The following is a 17,486-nucleotide window of genomic DNA, read 5'->3' as shown; positions in this document are numbered from 1 at the left end:
GGGGCCGCCCCTCCCCCTTCCGCCCCCGAACCCCAGAAGAAGCACGACGAGGGCCGCACGTGTACGCGATCAACGCCACGGACATCACCAAGGACTACGGGAAGGGAGAGGTGCTCCACGGCATCTCCTACCACGTGCCCGCCGGACAGATCGCCGCGCTGCTCGGCCCCAACGGGGCCGGCAAGACGACGCTGATCGAGATCCTGGAGGGCCACCGGGGACGCACCTCCGGCACGGTGGAGGTGCTCGGCCTCGACCCCGGCAACCGCCGCGACTTCGCCGAGCTCCGCACCCGCATGAGCGTGGTGCTGCAACAGACCATGCTGGAGCCGGGCCTGTCGGTGCGCGACATCGTGCGCCGCCACGCCTCCTACTACCCCGACCCGCTCGGCGTGGACGAGGCGCTCGCCCAGGTGGAGCTCACCGAGAAGCGCTCCGCCCTGGTCAAGTCCCTCTCGGACGGCCAACGGCGCCGCCTCGACCTGGCGCTCGCGCTGACCGGCCGCCCGGAACTGCTCTTCCTCGACGAGCCCACCACCGGGCTCGACCCCGTCTCACGCCGCCGCATCCGCAGCCTGGTGGCGGGGCTGCGCGAGAGCGGCACGACCGTGGTCCTGACCTCCCACGACCTGACCGAGGTCCAGGAACTCGCCGACCGCGTCGACGTCATCCGCGACGGCTCCTTCATCGCCTCCGGCACCCCCGACGACCTCGTCCGGGGGTCGTCCGCGTACACGGTGGTGGAGTTCGCCCCGCCCGAGGGCACGGACGGACGCCTCCCCGAGGGCGCCGAACTGGTCAACGGCAGGGCCCGCATCCTCACCGACGACCAGGACGCGGTGGTGGAGCGCGTACAGGCCTGGGCCCGGGACGAGGGGACGCGGATCAGCGGCCTCACGATCGTGCCGCCCAGCCTGGACGACGCGTACGTGGCGATGTTGGAGAACGGCGTGCTGGAAGCGGGGAAGAGCGAATGAGCGTCACGGGAACCGAACGCGCGCGGGGCACCCGCCGCCCGTCGTCCTTCTGGCTGCACGTGGACGGCGAGCTCAAGGAGTTCTGGCGCTCCCCCATCACCCTCGCGTTCATCGTGCTCATGCCTGTCATGTTCTATGTGGGCTTCGGGCTGGCCTTCCGCTCCCAGGCGGACGAGATCCGGCTCGTGGGCGAACACGAGGTCACCCAGGCCAACCTGAGCTTCGGCGGCATCCTGGGGTTCGCGCTGATGTCCGTGGCCTTCGCGAACGTCGCGATCGGCCTGGCCATCCGCCGCCACCACGGGCTGTTCAAGCGGTTCCGCACCACCCCGGTCAGCCCGGCCACGGTGATGGGCGCCTACTTGGTGAACACCCTGCTCACCGCCGTGATCGTGCTGGGCGTGGTGACCGCGATCGGCCTGCTCGGCATGGGCGTGACCATCGACCCTGCCCGGCTCCCGCAGCTGCTGACGGCGCTGCTGCTCGGCTTCGTGTGCATGGCCCCGCTGGGCGCGGCCGCCTCCCTGCTGCCGCCCAACGCCGACGCCGCCGTGCCCATGGTGAACGGCATCTTCTTCCCCACGGCGTTCCTCGCGGGCGGATTCGTCATCCTGCCGCTCGGTGACACCGTGGGCGCGGTCGTGGACCTGTTGCCCGGCCGCCCGCTGACCCTGCTCGTGCAGGGCGCCCTGTCCGAGTCGGGCCCCGTGTGGGACTGGTCGGCGGTCGCGCTGCTGCTGGCGTGGTCGCTGCTGGGCACCGTGGCGGCGCTGCGCTGGTTCCGTTGGGCCTCCGAGCGGGAACCGCGCGGGTTCGGCTCGACCCGCAACAAGGGCAAGGGCGAGGACGAGGCCTCCTCCGCGGCACCCGGGGGGACCGGGGAGTGAGCACACCCGACGAACCCTCACGGTCCTTCGAGGTCGTGGAGGGCCCCTACCTGGTGTCCCGGGTCAATCCCCATCCCTACCGGAGGTTGGGCGGCGGGGCGCCGACGGCGTCCGCGCTGCGCGAGCTCGCCCGGCTCGAACGGCTCCGCGAGGACCTGCGCGAGGACCTGCTGGACGCCCTACACCGGGCCGCTCCCGGGCTGGGCGCCCACCGGAGCGCGGCGCTGGCCGCCAAGCGCGCCGTGTTCAACCGCCGACCGCCCCGCGGGGACCTGTACGACCACCCGGTCACCGGGGAGGTCCCCCTCCTGTCCGCGTGGGCCGACCACTGGCGGGCGTCACTCGACGCCGCCGCGCTGGTGGACGCCGCGCACGAGCCCGAACTCGCGGTCGAGCGGGCCGCCCTGGCCGCGTGGGCGCGCGATCCGGGCGTGGACCGCGCCACCGCGCTGTCCAGCCCCGACCTGCACCGGGCCGTGGCCGCCCGGGCCGCCACCGACGGCGCCCCGGACAAGAGGATGCGCAAGGCCGAGGCGGCCCTGGTCCGGTACTTCTCGCGGTCGACGGTGAAGGTCAGCCCGTACTCGCTGTACACGGCCGTGCACTTCGCCCCGTTGGAGGGCGCGGCCTCCGAAGACGCCGACCAGCCCCTGGAGCTGTCCTCGCACGCCGCGCTCCGGCGCCTGCTGCCCCGCCAGGCGGCGCGGGCGCTGGCCGCCGACCCCGAGGCGCGCCTCCACCTGGAGTGGGTGCTCACCGGAGGGGCCCGCCGTGAGGCCTCCGACCAGGGAGAACGTCTCGTGGTGCGGCGCCGCCGCTGGGCGCCGCCCTCGCCCGGCCTACGCGCGGAGGCCTTCGGAGAGGAGGAGGTGCGGCTGCCGATGAACGGGAGCTGGGACCGCCTCGTCTCGGTCCTGGAGAAGCGGGCGACCGCGCCGGTGCGCCTCGACGCGCTGCGCGACGCCGTCGCCGCCGACCTCGGCTGCGGCGCCGAGCGCGCCATGGGCGTCCTGGACCAGCTCGTCGGCGTGGGTGTCCTGGTGCCGTGGTCACCCGTACCCGAGCAGTCCCCCGACTTCACCCGGCACTGGCACCAGCTGGCCCGGACCCTGCCCGGGGCGGCGGCCGCCCGGGTGGCGACCGCCTTCGAGGAGACCGAGGAGGTACTGGCCGGGTTCGCCGAGGCCGACGGCGCGCGACGCGCCCACGACGTGCTGCGGCTACAGAACCTGTGGTCGGCGGCGGTGGGCGTGGAGGGTTCGGCCACCTCGCCCGTGGTGGAGGACTGCCTGGTCTCGCGGGGCGTGCCCGTGGCCCGCGAGAACACCCGGGCCTGGTCGGCCGACCTGGGCCGACTCATGCCGCTGCTGTTCGCCCTGGACGACCAGCGGGTGCTCTCGGGGGCGCTGGAGCAGGTGTTCGTCTCCCGTTACGGCCGGGGCGGACGCTGCGCCGACCTGGAGGGGTTCGCCCAGCACGCGCGGGCGGCCTTCCCCCTCACGCAGGAACTCATGGGCGGTGCCCCCGCCGCCCTCGCCGGAGCCGACCCCGAACTCACCCGGGTGCTCGACGCCCGCCAACGCGCCGTGGACCACCTCGTGGAGCTTGGCCGCTCCGGCGGCGAACGGGTGGAGGTCGACCCCGGGGTCGTGGACGAGGTCGCCGCCATGCTCCCCGACCGCGAGTTCGCGGCCCGCCGCTCCTTCGCGGTGTTCGGCCAGGTCGTCCCGGACGGGCTGGTGGTCAACCACCTGTACGGCGGCCGCGCCCGCTACTTCAGCCGGTTCCTCGGACACCTCCCGGAGCGGGTCCGCGAGCGGGTCGCCGCACACGTGCGGCGGCTGGGGCCGCCGGGGGCCGACACCGTGCACATGCGGTCCGCCCTGGGGTTCAACGCGAACCTGTCGCCCGTGCTGGCCGACGAGGAGCTGGCGCTGCGCGACGAACCCACCCTGGTCCCCGGGCCCTCCACCCTCGACCTCACCCTGGTGCACACCCCGTACGGTCTGCGCCTGGTCAGGGCGGACGGCCGCGAGATCGACCCCGTCTACACCGGATTCCTCGTACCGCACGCCCTGCCCTACGACGAGATGCTGGTGGCGATGGTCGCCGACTCGCCGTTCTTCTCCTTCGGCGACCTCACCATCGACCTCCACGAGCGCTGGTCCCGCCACGGGTACCGAGGCGGGACACCGAGGATCGGCTTCGGCGGACTCACCCTGTTCCGCCGCAGGTGGGGCATGGACACCGCCGAGTTCTCCGCCAGGCCCGAGGAGTCACCCGCCCAGCTGCACCGGCGGTTGAACGTGGACCGCGAGCTGCGGGGCATCCCCGACCAGGTGTTCGTGCGCCCCCTCCAGGGCGCCCGGCTCGGCCCGCTGGAACGCGCCATGGCGCCCAAGCCCCAGCACGTGGACTTCCTCAGCAGGCTGCACACCGGCACCGCCGCCAAGCGCCTGGACCACCTGGGCCCCACCCTGCTCGTGGAGGAGATGCTCCCCGGGCCCGATCACCACCGGGTGCGCGGCCCCGCCGGAACCCACGCGGGCGAGCTCTTCCTCGAACTCTCCACGGTGCCGCGCCCGGCTCACACCGCCCCCACACCCCCTTCCCGTCCCCCAGGCGAAGCGAGGCTGACCCCGTGACCGTCGGACTCAGAGTCAACTACCACGACAGCGACAAGGCCGCCCTGCTCGGCGACTGCCTCGTACCGGCGGCCCGCACGGCCGCCGGGCGCGCGGGCGTCACCGCCGCCTGGCTGCACCTGCACTGGCGCCTCGGCCCGCACTGCGTGCTCTACGCGGACGGAGCGCCCGACGCGGTCGAGGCGGCCGTGGCCGAGGCCGAGGAGGGCGTGCGCGCCTTCCTGGCCCGCCACCCCTCCCTGCGACGGCTGGACCCCGCACAGTACGAGACGTTCTCCCAGCGCATGGGCCGACTGGAGCTGGTCGAGGGCCCCTACTCCCCCGTCGAGCCGGACAACACCACGCGGCGACTGGTCGGCGACCCCGTCGACACGTTCCTGCGCGGCCCGGAGGCGGTCGCCCTCAAGGGACGGGTGCTCACCGACGGCCTCACCCGCGTGGCCGACCAGGCGGGCGGGCGCGGCGGCGAACGCGCCGTGTCGGCCAACGTCTTCGCCGGGATGGGCGCCATCGCCACCCGCTACCCCGAGTGGGGTCTGCGCTCCGGCTACCAGGCGTTCCTGTCCCACTGGAAGGAGTACTTCCACTGGTCGGACCCGAACGGGACCGCCCAGGAACGGCTGGCCGCCGCCTACCGCACCCAGCGCGAGGGGCTCGTGGAGTCCCTGCGCGCGGTGCACGAGGGCGGCGGCACCGACCCCTACGCGCTGGCCTGGGGCGCGTGGGCGGACCGGTGGCTCCCCGAGGCGATCGCCCTCGCCCGCCAGGACCACATCCTGCCCTTCCCCCACCCGGAACGGCAGGAACAGGCCGCGAAGTTCGGCGACGACGTGCGGGTGCGCTGGAGCGGCTCCGACGACCGCTCCTACAGCGACTTCCACCGGGAGTTCCGCAAGCTCGACTTCACCCGGCTCGGTGACGGGTACGGGTTCGCGGCGTTCCGGTTCCTCATCAACTGCTTCTTCGACCTGCTGCCGCTGATGGGGGTCGCCCCGGTCCAGCGGTACTCGGTGGCGTACCTGTTCACCGAGGCCGCGCAGGAGGTCGTGGGCGAGGGCTGGGAGGAGACGGTCCGCCGGGTCGTCGACCACCAGAGCACCGATCCCGAACTGCGGCCGACCCTTCCGTGGGTGGGCGATGCCTGACACCACCGCGACCACCCCGCCGGTACGGCTCAAGAGCGCCGTCCGGGCCCGGTCACTCGCGGCGGAGGGGGTGGCGCTCAGCATGGGCGCCACCGCCGTCGTGGTCCGGGGCGCCCGGGCCGAGACCGTGTGGCGGGCCCTGGAACCCACGCTGCGCGCCGGTTTCCACCGCGACGACCTGCTGGGACGCTTCCCCGAGGCGGGGCGCCCGTTTCTGGCGGGCATCCTCGACCAGCTGGCGGAGCACCGCTTCCTCCGCGACCTCGAACCCGAACCCGACACCCTCACCGAGGCCGAACGGGCCGCCTACCCGCACCTGGAGTCGGTCACCCACCGGCCCTACGCGGCGCTGGCCGCCCTGCGCACCGGGGTGGTGCGGGTGCGTTCGTCGTGCCCGCTCCTGGAGGCCCAGGTGCGGCGGGCGCTGGCCCGTGCCGGGTTCGGCGAGGTGCACGCGGACACCGGGCCCGAGCCCGAGGAGCCGGTCCTGCTCACCGCCCGACTCGCGCTCGCCGAGGGCGCGGACGGGAGCGGTGCGGGGGCCGAGCCCTCCGAACACGTCGTCGCCGCCGGTGACGGCCTCTGGCTGACCGGGCCCCGCGACCGTCCGGGCACCCCGGACCTGTCGGGGCGGTTGCGCGCCTGGTTCGCCGGAAGGGACGCGGGCGCCGACCACGGGGAACCCGACCCGGCCGCCCTGGCGGTGACCCGGAGCCTGGTCGCCGCCCAGCTGGCCCTGGCCATGGTCGCCCAGGTGGCGCGATCCGTCTCCGCCCCGGAGTCCCTGCCGGAGCTCGGAGTCGGGCCCGAGTTCATGGTGACCACGGACGAGCTGGTCAGCGAACCCCACACGCTGCTCATGGCCGACCCCCTGGCCCCGGACGCGCGGCGGGCCCTGCCCGCGCCGCCGCCCGAGGAGTTCGCACCGGCGGAACCGCTGGAGATCCCCGACCGCTTGGACGCCCTCACCCACCTGTGGGACCGGGTGTTCGGCGCGGTCGGCGCACCGGCCCCCGGGGAGCTGACACAGCTCCCCGTGGGGTTGGCCCGGTCGGGCCGGTACGCGGGGTACGGGCTGACCACGGCGCTCGCCCGCGAGAACGCGCTGGTCAACGCCCTGCACGAGGTCGTGTGGGGGAAGGCGGGCACCGGTACGGACTCGGGGGAGGCCCGGGCGATCGCTGGGGGGCGGCCGGTCGACGGCGCGCGGCACGCGGACGACGCGGACGGCTTCGGAACGCCGGAGACCCGTTCACGGGCCGGACACGGTGACCGGCGGACGGTCGGACTCACGGCCACCGGACCGGAGTGGCACGGGCTCGGGCACGGGCACGGGTTCACGGCCACCGGAACGGACGGGCCGGGGCACGGGCTCGGTTTGGGGCTCGGGCTCACGAACGCGGCCGCGATCGGCGCGGCCGTGGGCGACCTCCTCCACCGCACCCCCGACGAGCGCTGGAAGGACGTGGACCCCCCGTCCCTCTCCCCCACCGCCCGTCGGTTGTGGGCCGCGCTCACCCTGCGGTCCGGGGTGGCGGCCCGACTGACGTTCCAGGAACTCGACGGAACGGGGATCTGGCGGGCGCTCGTGGACACCGCCTCCGGCCCGCTCGGCACCGGCACCGCGCCCGACCCCGCCGCCTGTGCGGAGGAGGCCCTCCTCCTCGCGGTCGCCCGGGTCCGGCTGTCCGAGGAGGCCCCCGGCGCCACCCTCGCGCCCGCCGCCACCGGCACTCCGGCGCTGGCGCGGTGGGCCCTGGAGACCGGGACCATGCGGGTGGAGGCGCCCGGCGGCGCCGACGCCTGGCGCGACCTCGGCGTGCACGCGGCGGTGGCCTCGTGGACGTGACCTCCTCCCCCTCCTCCCCCCACCGGCCCGCCCCGGTCGGCACCGCGCTCGGCACACCGCTCGGCACGCCGCTCGGCGCCACCCTCGACCAGCCGCACACCACACGCGTCGCGGGCGGAGTCCTGCACTCCGCGATGAGCGGCTCCCTGGCCGTCCTTGGCCCGTGGACCCCGGACGGCGGCACCGGCTGTGCCCGGTGCGCCGGGCTCTGGCGCGCCGACACGGAGGGCGAGCTCGCCCCCGCCGCCCCCGCGCCGGACGGCCTCCCCGCCCTGTGGGCGGACGCGTTCACCGCCCTGTCCGCCGCCACCGACCCCGCCGGACTGCGCCTGCGCCTGGTGGCGCTGGACTGCCGCACCGGCGAGGTGACCCGGCACCGGATCGTCCCCCACCCGGGCTGCGACCACTGCTTCCCCGAGTGCGGGGGGCTCGCGGTCACCGACCCCGGGGACACCCTCGACCCCGGCACCCCGCAGCCGGTGGTCGGGGACGCCCTGCGCACCCGCGCCATGGACCGCGACGTCCTCCGCGACCGGCTGCTGGACTTCCGGTTCGGCCCCGTCGCGCACGTCTACCGCGACGAGGAGTCACCCCTGGCCCTCATGACCGCCGAGACCGTCGCTCCGGGACGCGCCACCCGGGAGGGCGGGTACGGGCGATCCACCCGCTTCACCGCCAGCGAGGTCCCCGCCTTCCTGGAAGGGGTGGAGCGGGTGACCGGGGGACGGCGGCTGACCGGCGCCGCCACCGTCCACGGCTCCTACGCGGAGGTCGCCGACGACGCCGTCGACCCCGCCAGCCTCGGCCTGCACGAACCCGAGTGGTACGGGCACCCGGCGTTCGACCCCGTGCCCTACACCCCCCACACCCCCACCACCTGGGTGTGGGGGTGGTCCACGCGGGAGCGGCGGCGCGTGCTGGTCCCCGAACACGTCGCGTACTGGCACGCGGGCCGCCCCTCGGAGCGGTTCCTCTACGAGTCGTCCAACGGCTGCGCCGTGGGCGGCACCCTCGCCGAAGCGGCGCTGTACGGGCTGTTCGAGGTGGTGGAGCGGGACGCGTTCCTGCTCGCCTGGTACTCGCGCACCCGGCTGCGCGTCATCGAGGGGGCCGACGACCCCGACCTCGCCCACCTCACCGACCTGCTCACTGAGCGCGGCCTCACCCTGCGCCTGTTCGACCTCACCTCCGACCTGGGCGTCCCCACCGTCCTGGCGACGGTCACCGCCCCCGAGGAGGCGGTCCGGGAGGGCCGGGCGCCCGCGCTCAGCCTGGCCACCGGCACCCACCTCGACCCGCGCCGCGCGCTCATGGCGGCCGTGGAGGAGACCGCCACCAACGCGCTGATGTACCCCAAGTGGGTGCGGATGCGGCCGTCCGTGTCGGTGGAGCGGTGCCGACCCATGCTCGACGACCCGACCCTGGTCCGCACCCTGGAGGACCACACCGGCCTGCACGGGCTGTGGGAGGCCCGCCCGATGTGGGAGTTCCTGGAACACCCCGGCGGCAGCGTGTCCCTGGACCGGCTCACCGCCGACCGGCCCCGGTCGTTCGCCGGAACCGACCTGGCCGCGGTGCTGCGCGAGCGGCTGGCGGTGGCGCACGGGCTCGGGCTGGACGTGGTCGTCGTCGACCAGAGCAGCGCCCCCTACACGGCGGCCTCCGGCACCCGGGCGGTCAAGGTGATCGTGCCCGGGGCCCTGCCGATGACCTTCGGCCACACGCACCGCCGCACCCGCTCCCTGGAGCGGCTGTCCCGGGCGTCCGAACTGTTCGAGGGAGGGGTTCCATGGGAAGCGCCCGGCAGGACGTACCCGGCACCGCACCCGTTCCCGTGACGGGCGGGACCGGAGGCACGGACGGGACCGGAGGCGCGGACAGGTTCGGAGGCGCGGACAGGTTCGGAGGCGCGGACAGGTTCGGGGACGCGCTCGCGCACTTCCACGCGCAGTCCCACGACAAGGACGTCACCCAGGTCGAGACGCTGTTCTTCGGCACCGGACCGTCGAACGGACTGGCTCGCGCGGTCGCCGGTCAGAGGCGTCCGCCGCTGCCCGCGCTGGCGCCGCTGCGCGACCTGGACCCGGCCGGTCCCGCGCTCGGCGGGGCGTGGACGCCGGGCGAGCGCCTGCTCGCCGCGTGCGTGGAGGCGGTGCGGGTCCGCAGGATCTCGCCAGCGGACCGGTATCCGGTGCACCGCGCCTACCCGTCCCCTCGGGGGCTGTTCGGGGCGGACCTCTTCCTGGTGGCGCCGGAGGGGGGCGGGTGGTGCCTGCGGGTGGACCCGCAGTCGCACGCCCTCCAACCGTGTGGAGGCGGGGGTGTGCCCGCCGACCTGGAGGGGGCCCGCCTGGTGGTGGCGGTGGACCGGCACCGGTATCCGCCCGAGTACGGCAGGTTGCGCCCCTCCTTGGCGCGTCTGGAGGCCGGGCACCTCCTGGCGGCGCTGGGGCTGACGCTCACGCGGGCCGGGCTGCGGGCCGCGACCGTGCCCGACCCGGCGCACCCGGCGTGCGCGGAGGCGGCTCCGCTGCTGCCCTCGGGGATGCTCCCCGTCGCCGCCGTGACCCTGGACCCCCCGGCCGCCACCGACTCCGTCGGCACTCCCGCCACCGGGTCCCGCCCAGGAGACGCGGGCAGCCCCAACAGCACCGGCCCCACCGGGACCCCGCTCCCCTGCGGCTTCACCGGCACCACTGGCGACTCTGGCACCACCGACATCCCTAGCACCACCAGCCCCACCGACCCCGGTGACCACAGCGATCCCGAGACCTCAGACACCCCGGGGACCATGTCCATCTCGGGCCCCACCAATCCCACCGGCGCCCCGCTCCCCTCCGGTTCCGGCCCCTCGAAGCGCCTGACCCTCCCGCCCGAGGCCACCGCACACATCGTCACCGCCGTCGCCCCGGCCGGGCGGAGCCTGCGGCGCTGGCTGGACGAACGCACCAGCGGGGTCTCCACCGCCAACCTGGTGACCAGCGCCTACGTCAGCCCGCACGACGGCTCCACCGTCACCGCCGGGCTGGTCAGGGCGCTCCGCGCGGTACACGACACCCTCCCCCGCCCCCGCGCGCTGCGGCTGTACCGGCACGTGCTGGAGGACGACCACGTCGACGACCGGGCCGTGCGCGAACTGTTCCCCGACGGCACCGAGGGCCCCGCCCTTCCCGTCCCCCGGACCGGTGAGACCAACTTCTCCGCCACCCTCGGCTACACCCTCGCCGTGGACTTCCCCGCCTGGGCCCGTGCCCTCGGACCCGACCACGCCGAGACCGCCCTGCACGTCCTCCTCGGGTGGATCGCCCAGTGGGGATGCCTCGGCGCGGCCGCCACCGACCTGTGCGCCCGCCCCATGCGCAACTACTCCGAGTCCGACTGGGCCGGAGCCCTCGGCCTCCACCCCGACCAGACCCCCGCCTACCAGCTGTGGGTGCGCGCCGAGCGCGGCACCTACATGGACACCCCCGTCGACGCCGCCCCGGAGACCCCATGACCCGCACCTGGTCCGCCGTGTACGTGTACCTGCACCGCAGCAGCGCCGACATCGACGCCTTCCTGCTGGAGCACCTGGCCCCCGAGGCCGAACGGCTGGTGTCCTCGGGGCGGGCGGCCTCCTGGTTCTTCCTCCGCTACTGGGACGGCGGCCCCCACCTGCGGGCCAGGTTCCTGGACGCCGACCCGGACGCGGTCACGGAGTTCGCCGGCCTCATGCGGGAACGGGCCAAGGAGACCTCCGCGGCCGCCCTCGACCTGGACAGCGCCGCCTACTACGCCGACCTCCCGCAGGCCGACCCGTCCCGGTGGCACGCCGACGGCGACGTGGTGGACGCCGTGTACGAGCCCGAGACCGAGCGTTACGGCGGCCCGAGCGCGCTGGAGGCCTGTGAGGACTTCTTCGCCACGAGTACCCGGATCGCGCTGGCCGTGCTGCGGTCCGCTCCCCAGCGCCACCAGAGGCGGGTGGTCGCGGTCGACCTCACCTCGCTCGCCTTCGGGGCCCTGGGCTTCGACGACGTGACGGCGGTGCGGCAGGCCCGCGGGTACTACGCCACCTGGGACTACTCGGCCGAGGTGGCGCGCGGCGGCACCCAGGCGCGCGCGGAGGCGGAGCGGCTGTTCCACGCGGCGCCCTCCCGGTGGTTGCAACGGCGCCCGCAGGTGGAGCGGCTGGTGTCCGGCGAGGGCGCCTCCACCCACCACCTGTGGGACCGCGCCCTGCGGGAGACCATCGCCCGCCTGCGCCGGATCGGCGTCCAGGAGGGCCTGGCCAACGGGCTGGACCGGATCGTGTGGTCGTTGCTGCACATGACGCACAACCGGCTCGGGCTGGACATCGACGACGAGCGGCGCATCGCCTGGCTGCTCTCGCTGGCCTACCCCCGCTGGGAGCCCCCGGGCGACTACTTCGAGCCCGGGGTGGGCGCGCCCGACCGCGCCTACCTCGAGGCCAGCAAGTACCTGCCGGACACCATGGGGGGCGCGCACCTGCCCCGCGAGGTTCCGGCGGAGGGGGTGCGGGAGGGCGCCTCGGAGGCTCCGGAGGTGGCGCTGCCCGAGCCCGGACCGCTCGACGCGCCGCTCGACCGGGTGCTGGCCGAGCGCAACAGCGACCACGGGGACCTGGGCTCGCACCTGGAGCTGGCCGACCTGTCCGCTCTGCTCGGGCACGGCGCCGGGATCAGCCGGGCCCGCGCCGACCAGCCCGGTCGGCACGCGCCGCCGCGCACGCACCCCTCACCGGGGGCGGCCTACCCGACCGAGGTGTGGGTGGTGGCCCGGCACGTGGCGGGCCTGGAACCGGGGGTGTACCGGTACCAGCCGGAGGGGCATCGGCTCCTCCGGGCGGACGGGCCGCCGGAAGCCGACCGGCTGACCGAGCTCTCTCCGTTCCTCCGTGAGCACGCGGACGGCCGTCCGGGGGTGGTGGCCTCGACGGCGGGCGCCCTGGTGTTCCTGGTGGGGGACGTGGGACGCCTGCGCCAGGGATACGGTCAGCGGGCGCTGCGGCTGCTGCTCCAGGAGTGCGGGCACGTGGCGCAGAACCTGACGCTGTGCGCGGCGGCGCTGGGCCTGCGCTCACTGGTGGTGTCGGGGTTCGCCGACGACGCGGCCAACGCGCTGCTCCACCTGGACGGGGTCGACCGGACGGTGCTGACTCTGGTCCCGTTGGGCACATGAACCCCTCTTGACCTGCGAGGCCGCTTCCTTGACCTGACCCTGGGGCCACAAGTGTCTACCGCCACTGGCATCTTCATCTACTGGGTAGTAACATTGACTTGTTACTAGTCGGTAGATCCGCGTGTACAGACACCGCGGCCAGGGACACAGCGGAGCTGTCCATGACGCATTACAAGAGCAACCTGCGCGACATCGAGTTCAACCTCTTCGAGCTGTTCCGGCGCCAGGACGTCCTGGGCCAGGGCCCCTTCGAGGAGCTGGACGAGGAGACCGCGCGCACCATCCTGGACGAGATCAACCGTCTCGCCACCGGTGTCATCGCGGAGTCCTTCGAGGACGCCGACCGCAACCCGCCGGTCTTCGACCCCAAGACCAACACCGTCGCCCTCCCCGAGAGCCTCAAGAAGTCCTACCAGGCCTACATGGACGCCGGCTGGTACAACCTCGACCTGCCCCAGGAACTGGGCGGCCTCGGCGCCCCCCGCTCCCTGGTGTGGTCGGCCGCCGAGCTGATCCTGGGCTCCAACCCCTCCATCCACATGTACTCGGCCGGTCCCGGCTTCGCGAGCATCCTGCACTCCGAGGGCAACGAGGCGCAGAAGAAGTTCGCCGAGCAGGCCATCGAGAACGGCTGGGGCGCCACCATGGTGCTCACCGAGCCGGACGCCGGTTCGGACGTCGGCGCGGGCCGCACCAAGGCCACCGACCAGGGCGACGGCACCTGGCACATCGAGGGCGTGAAGCGCTTCATCACCTCGGCCGAGCAGGACATGACCGAGAACATCTTCCACCTGGTGCTGGCCCGCCCCGAGGGCGCCGGCCCCGGCACCAAGGGCCTCTCGCTCTACCTCGTGCCGAAGTACCTGGTGAACGAGGACGGCTCCCTCGGCGAGCGCAACGGCGCCTACGTCACCAACGTCGAGCACAAGATGGGGCTCAAGGCCTCCACCACCTGTGAGCTGACCTTCGGCGACAAGCACCCCGCCATCGGCTACCTCGTCGGCGACAAGCACGACGGCATCCGCCAGATGTTCCTCGTCATCGAGTACGCGCGCATGATGGTCGGCACCAAGGCGATCGCCACCCTGTCCACGGGCTACCTCAACGCCCTGGAGTACGCCAAGAACCGCGTGCAGGGCAACGACCTCGCCGGCGCCAAGGACTCCCCCAAGGTCACCATCACGCACCACCCGGACGTGCGCCGCAGCCTCATGACGCAGAAGGCGTACGTGGAGGCCATGCGCTCGCTGGTCCTGTTCACCGCCACCCAGCAGGACGCGATCCAGATCGCCCACGCCAAGGGCGAGGACGCCACCGCGCTGGAGGCCATGAACGACCTCCTGCTGCCCATCGTCAAGGGCGTGGGCTCGGAGCGCTCCTACGCGCTGCTCGCCGAGTCCCTCCAGACCCTCGGTGGCTCCGGGTTCCTCCAGGAGTACCCGATCGAGCAGTACATCCGTGACGCCAAGATCGACACGCTGTACGAGGGCACCACGGCGATCCAGGCCCAGGACTTCTTCTTCCGCAAGATCGTGAAGAACGGCGGCCAGGCCATCGGCACGCTGTCCGCCGAGATCAAGGCCTTCGCCGAGAGCGAGGCGGGCAACGGCCAGCTCAAGGAGGAGCGCGCGCTCCTGCTGGGCGCCCTCGGCCAGGTCGAGAAGATCGTCGAGATCATGGTCGGCCACGCGATGGGTTCCGCCGAGGACTCCCGCGAGCTGTACAAGGTCGGCCTGAACTCCGTCCGCCTGCTGTTCGCCTTCGGTGACGTCGTGCTCGCCTGGCTGCTGCTCCGCCAGGCCGAGATCGCGCTGAACAGCGTCGACGGCGCCAGCGACGACGACAAGAACTTCTACACCGGCAAGATCGCCGCCGCGCGCTTCTTCGCCGAGCAGTTCCTGCCGCGCGTGGAGTCGGAGCTGAAGATCGCCCAGAACGTGAACCTGGGTCTCATGGAGGTCCCCGAAGAGGCCTTCTAGGCTTCCGAAGCGGGTGAGGGGCGGGACGAGCCATCGTCCCGCCCCTTCTCCTTGTTCCGGGGCGGCCCGGCTCCCTCCGTCACCTCTCGCGCGCGCCCGCGCGCGAGAGGACAAGGCAAGAGGGAACGCGCCCGGCGGCCCCCGCCCTACCTCTGGGTGCTCGGGGAGGCGCCCGAACCGACACGGTCCGTCAGGAGCCGTACCTCGGGTTCCGACCGCCACGGCGCGAACCGGCCGACCAGGTCGTCCAGATAGTCCCGGGCCCGCTGGCTGGCCACGCGACCGAGGATGTCCACGCTGGTGTGCGCGGCGGGCAGGGCGGCCTCCAGATCCCGGGCCTGGACGTGCGCGGAGGAGACCACGGCCATACGGATGCCGTAGGAGCGGGCGAACCGGTCGGCGGGCATGGTCGCCTCCTCGTTCCACCGCAACGCCTCGGCGGGGCGGCCGAGGTCACGGTGGATCTCCACGGCGTCGGCCGCCAGGCGGGCCCGGGTGTGGAAGTCGATCCAGGTCGGATCGTCCCCGGTGCGGGAGTCGGCCCGCTCCAGCAGCCGTTCGGAGACGGCCAGCGCCTGGCCCGCCGCTTTCGGAGACCGGGCACGAGCGTGCACGCGGGCCTCGACGAGGTAGAGGAACGCTCGCACCCGGGGCGGACTGTGCCGGGTGGCGGAGGTGGCGGCGTCGATCATGTCCAGGGCGTCGTCGTGGTAGTCGCGCAGGCACGCCTGCAACGCCATGCACGAGAGGACGTAGCCGCCCAAGGCGACGTCTCCGGCGGCTCGCGACATCCTTAGCGCCTGGATGAACTGGCGTTGGGCACGGGGGTGGTGGCCGGCGTCGAAGTCGGCCCACCCGGCCAGGCGCCCCAGCACCGCGGTGGCGGCGAACAGCTCCTTGCCGACGGCATCGGTGTAGGTGCCGCCGAGCATGGGCGAGGCCACGTCACGCAGGCACACCGCGACCGCCGACACCCCGGCGCTGGCGCCCCCGAATCGGGAGTCGGTGTGACGGGCCTGCTCCGCGAGTTCGCTCAACTCCGTGATGTCGGCGCGGCCGATACGCCGCCCACCGGTGTGGGCGGAGGCGTCGTCGGTGTTCTGGGAGAGCCAACGCAGGGTGGGCGGGCCGAAGGCGGCGGCGCTGAAGGCGGTGGCGGTGAGGAAGTGACGGCGGTCCATGCTGCTCCAGAAGGTACCCGCCGTCTGGAGGGCGGCGGATAGTGATCGTGGGAAGGCCAGCCCCACATGATCGTCAATCGGTTCGGCGGCGGCCAGACCGATCTCGGACAGGGTCACCCGTCGGCCCGTCCACGGGCTTGGGGAACAGGGTCTCGCCCCACGAGGTCACGGAGGGGGTGTTGGCCCCCTCCCCGCGCAGGGGCGGCGCCAACACCCCTACCGCCGCCGTGGTCCCTTCGCCGGGACTACTGGGCCGTGTGGCGGGCGCGGCGGCGGATGAACACGGCCAGCACGCAGCTCGACAACAGCGTCGCGACCGCCATCGGGGTGAACGCCCACTGGTAGGCCGTCGGCCCCTCCGGCACGGCCTGGAGGATCGCCCCGGCCGCCACCGTGCAGACCACGGCCGTGGTGAAGCCGCTCATGTTCACCAACCCCGACGCCACCCCGGTGCGGCTCGCCGGGATGCCGTCACGGGCGAAGTCGAAGGAGACGGTGGGCGCCATGGTCTGCCCCAGGGCGCTCACCGCCAGCACCGCGACCCCCACCGCCACCGGGACTCCGCCGGGCCACACCACGAGCAGTAGCCACCCCGCCGTCAGCGTGCCGCTCAGGGCGAGGGCGAAGTACACCCGCACCCCGGGCCAGCGGCCGACGAGCACGCCCGCGACGGGCGCCAGCCACAGCGCACCGGCGGCCAGTCCCGTGAGGGTGAGGGCCGCGGTGCCCTCGGACAGCCCCAGGCCGCCCACGAGGAAGGGGTAGCCCCACAGCACCATCATCATCGTGAACGGCGCCATGACGGCCGCGTGGTGCGCCATGCCGATCCGGGGCCCGTCCGCCCTCAGCGCCTCCCTGAGCGCCTCCCAGACGGAGATGGGGTCGGCCACCGTGGACCGCCCCGCGGCTCCTGCCGGACGGTCACGGACGACCAGGAGCACCATCAGGGCCATGAGCACCGTGATGCTGGCCGTGGCGAGGAAGGCGGCCTCCCACCCGATCCCGTCGAGCGCCCAGGCCAGCGGGGCCGCGCTGGCCACCTGGCCGGTACCGCCGACGACCCCGGTCAGTCCACTGACCAGCGCGTAGCGGGAGCGCGGGAACCACAGGGCGGCGAGCCGGATGACGTTGAGGAACACGAGCGCGTCGCCGAGGCCGATGAGGAACCGCCCGGCCACCGCCAGTTCGATCCCGGGTGCCAGGGCGAAGAGGAGGGAGCCGACGGCCATGGCGACCATGCCCATTCCCAGCGTGTACCGGGGGCCGAGCCGGTCGGCCAGGAGTCCGGCGGGCACCTGGAGGAGCACGTACACGAGCAGTTGGAGCATCGGCAGGAGGGAGAGGAGCGCCGGGCCGACGTCGAACCTGCTCTGCGCCTCCAGGGCCGCCACGCCCAACCCGTTGCGGTGCAGCATGGCCAGGAAGTAGCCCGCGACCGCGACACCCCATACCAGCCAGGCCCGGGTACCGCCCACCGGCTCCACGGAAACTCGTCCCTTTACGGATGTCCTGTCACCGGATGTGTGGGTCTGCGTCACTTCGCTGCTTCTCTCCTCGTTCGCACCGCTCTCCAGTGTCCTCCAGGTCGCCGAACGCTCATCACACCGGGGTGACCAGGCACGCGACGGGGACGGGAACACGC

The 17,486-nt window shown here is 73.8% G+C and carries 11 protein-coding genes; 9 read left to right on the top strand and 2 right to left on the bottom strand.

Annotated features, from left to right (window positions below):
• Nucleotides 1-59: 59 nt before the first annotated feature.
• The 9 genes from ACFYL4_RS05750 (at nucleotide 60) to ACFYL4_RS05710 (ending at nucleotide 14,663) form a co-directional block, all read left to right on the top strand.
• Complete coding sequence (locus tag ACFYL4_RS05750) at nucleotides 60-977, top strand: ABC transporter ATP-binding protein (protein WP_357762590.1); 918 nt, start codon at nucleotides 60-62, stop codon at nucleotides 975-977.
• Complete coding sequence (locus ACFYL4_RS05745; protein ID WP_387516729.1) at nucleotides 974-1,864, top strand: ABC transporter permease; 891 nt, start codon at nucleotides 974-976, stop codon at nucleotides 1,862-1,864. Before ACFYL4_RS05750 ends, ACFYL4_RS05745 begins: the two co-directional genes overlap by 4 nt.
• Entirely contained in the window at nucleotides 1,861-4,509 is a 2,649-nt protein-coding gene (locus ACFYL4_RS05740) for a lantibiotic dehydratase (protein WP_387516727.1), read from the top strand. The genes ACFYL4_RS05745 and ACFYL4_RS05740 overlap by 4 nt, the downstream gene beginning before the upstream one ends.
• Entirely contained in the window at nucleotides 4,506-5,654 is a 1,149-nt protein-coding gene (locus tag ACFYL4_RS05735) for a hypothetical protein (protein ID WP_387516725.1), read from the top strand. Before ACFYL4_RS05740 ends, ACFYL4_RS05735 begins: the two co-directional genes overlap by 4 nt.
• Nucleotides 5,647-7,503, top strand: a complete 1,857-nt coding sequence (locus ACFYL4_RS05730) for a hypothetical protein (protein WP_387516723.1) — start codon at nucleotides 5,647-5,649, stop codon at nucleotides 7,501-7,503. The genes ACFYL4_RS05735 and ACFYL4_RS05730 overlap by 8 nt, the downstream gene beginning before the upstream one ends.
• Complete coding sequence (locus tag ACFYL4_RS05725) at nucleotides 7,500-9,341, top strand: TOMM precursor leader peptide-binding protein (protein ID WP_387516721.1); 1,842 nt, start codon at nucleotides 7,500-7,502, stop codon at nucleotides 9,339-9,341. The genes ACFYL4_RS05730 and ACFYL4_RS05725 overlap by 4 nt, the downstream gene beginning before the upstream one ends.
• A complete protein-coding gene (locus tag ACFYL4_RS05720; RefSeq protein WP_387516719.1) occupies nucleotides 9,293-10,999 on the top strand; it encodes a hypothetical protein in 1,707 nt (568 codons plus the stop codon). The genes ACFYL4_RS05725 and ACFYL4_RS05720 overlap by 49 nt, the downstream gene beginning before the upstream one ends.
• Complete coding sequence (locus ACFYL4_RS05715) at nucleotides 10,996-12,684, top strand: thiopeptide-type bacteriocin biosynthesis protein (RefSeq protein ID WP_387516717.1); 1,689 nt, start codon at nucleotides 10,996-10,998, stop codon at nucleotides 12,682-12,684. The genes ACFYL4_RS05720 and ACFYL4_RS05715 overlap by 4 nt, the downstream gene beginning before the upstream one ends.
• 161 nt (nucleotides 12,685-12,845) lie before the next feature.
• A complete protein-coding gene (locus ACFYL4_RS05710; RefSeq protein WP_357762613.1) occupies nucleotides 12,846-14,663 on the top strand; it encodes an acyl-CoA dehydrogenase in 1,818 nt (605 codons plus the stop codon).
• 146 nt (nucleotides 14,664-14,809) lie between these two features.
• On the opposite strand, the gene ACFYL4_RS05705 is transcribed toward ACFYL4_RS05710, so the two are convergent.
• Together ACFYL4_RS05705 and ACFYL4_RS05700 are read right to left on the bottom strand one after the other, a co-directional pair.
• Entirely contained in the window at nucleotides 14,810-15,961 is a 1,152-nt protein-coding gene (locus ACFYL4_RS05705; RefSeq protein WP_387516715.1) for a sporulation protein, read from the bottom strand.
• 128 nt (nucleotides 15,962-16,089) lie between these two features.
• On the bottom strand, nucleotides 16,090-17,382 hold the full coding sequence (locus ACFYL4_RS05700; protein ID WP_387516713.1) for an MFS transporter: 1,293 nt from the start codon (nucleotides 17,380-17,382) through the stop codon (nucleotides 16,090-16,092).
• Nucleotides 17,383-17,486: the final 104 nt, after the last annotated feature.

This window comes from Nocardiopsis sp. NPDC006938, from assembly GCF_042869555.1.
Taxonomy (GTDB): domain Bacteria; phylum Actinomycetota; class Actinomycetes; order Streptosporangiales; family Streptosporangiaceae; genus Nocardiopsis.
Note: the sequence above shows the minus strand (reverse complement) of the source record. Positions and strands in the feature narration are given on the sequence as shown.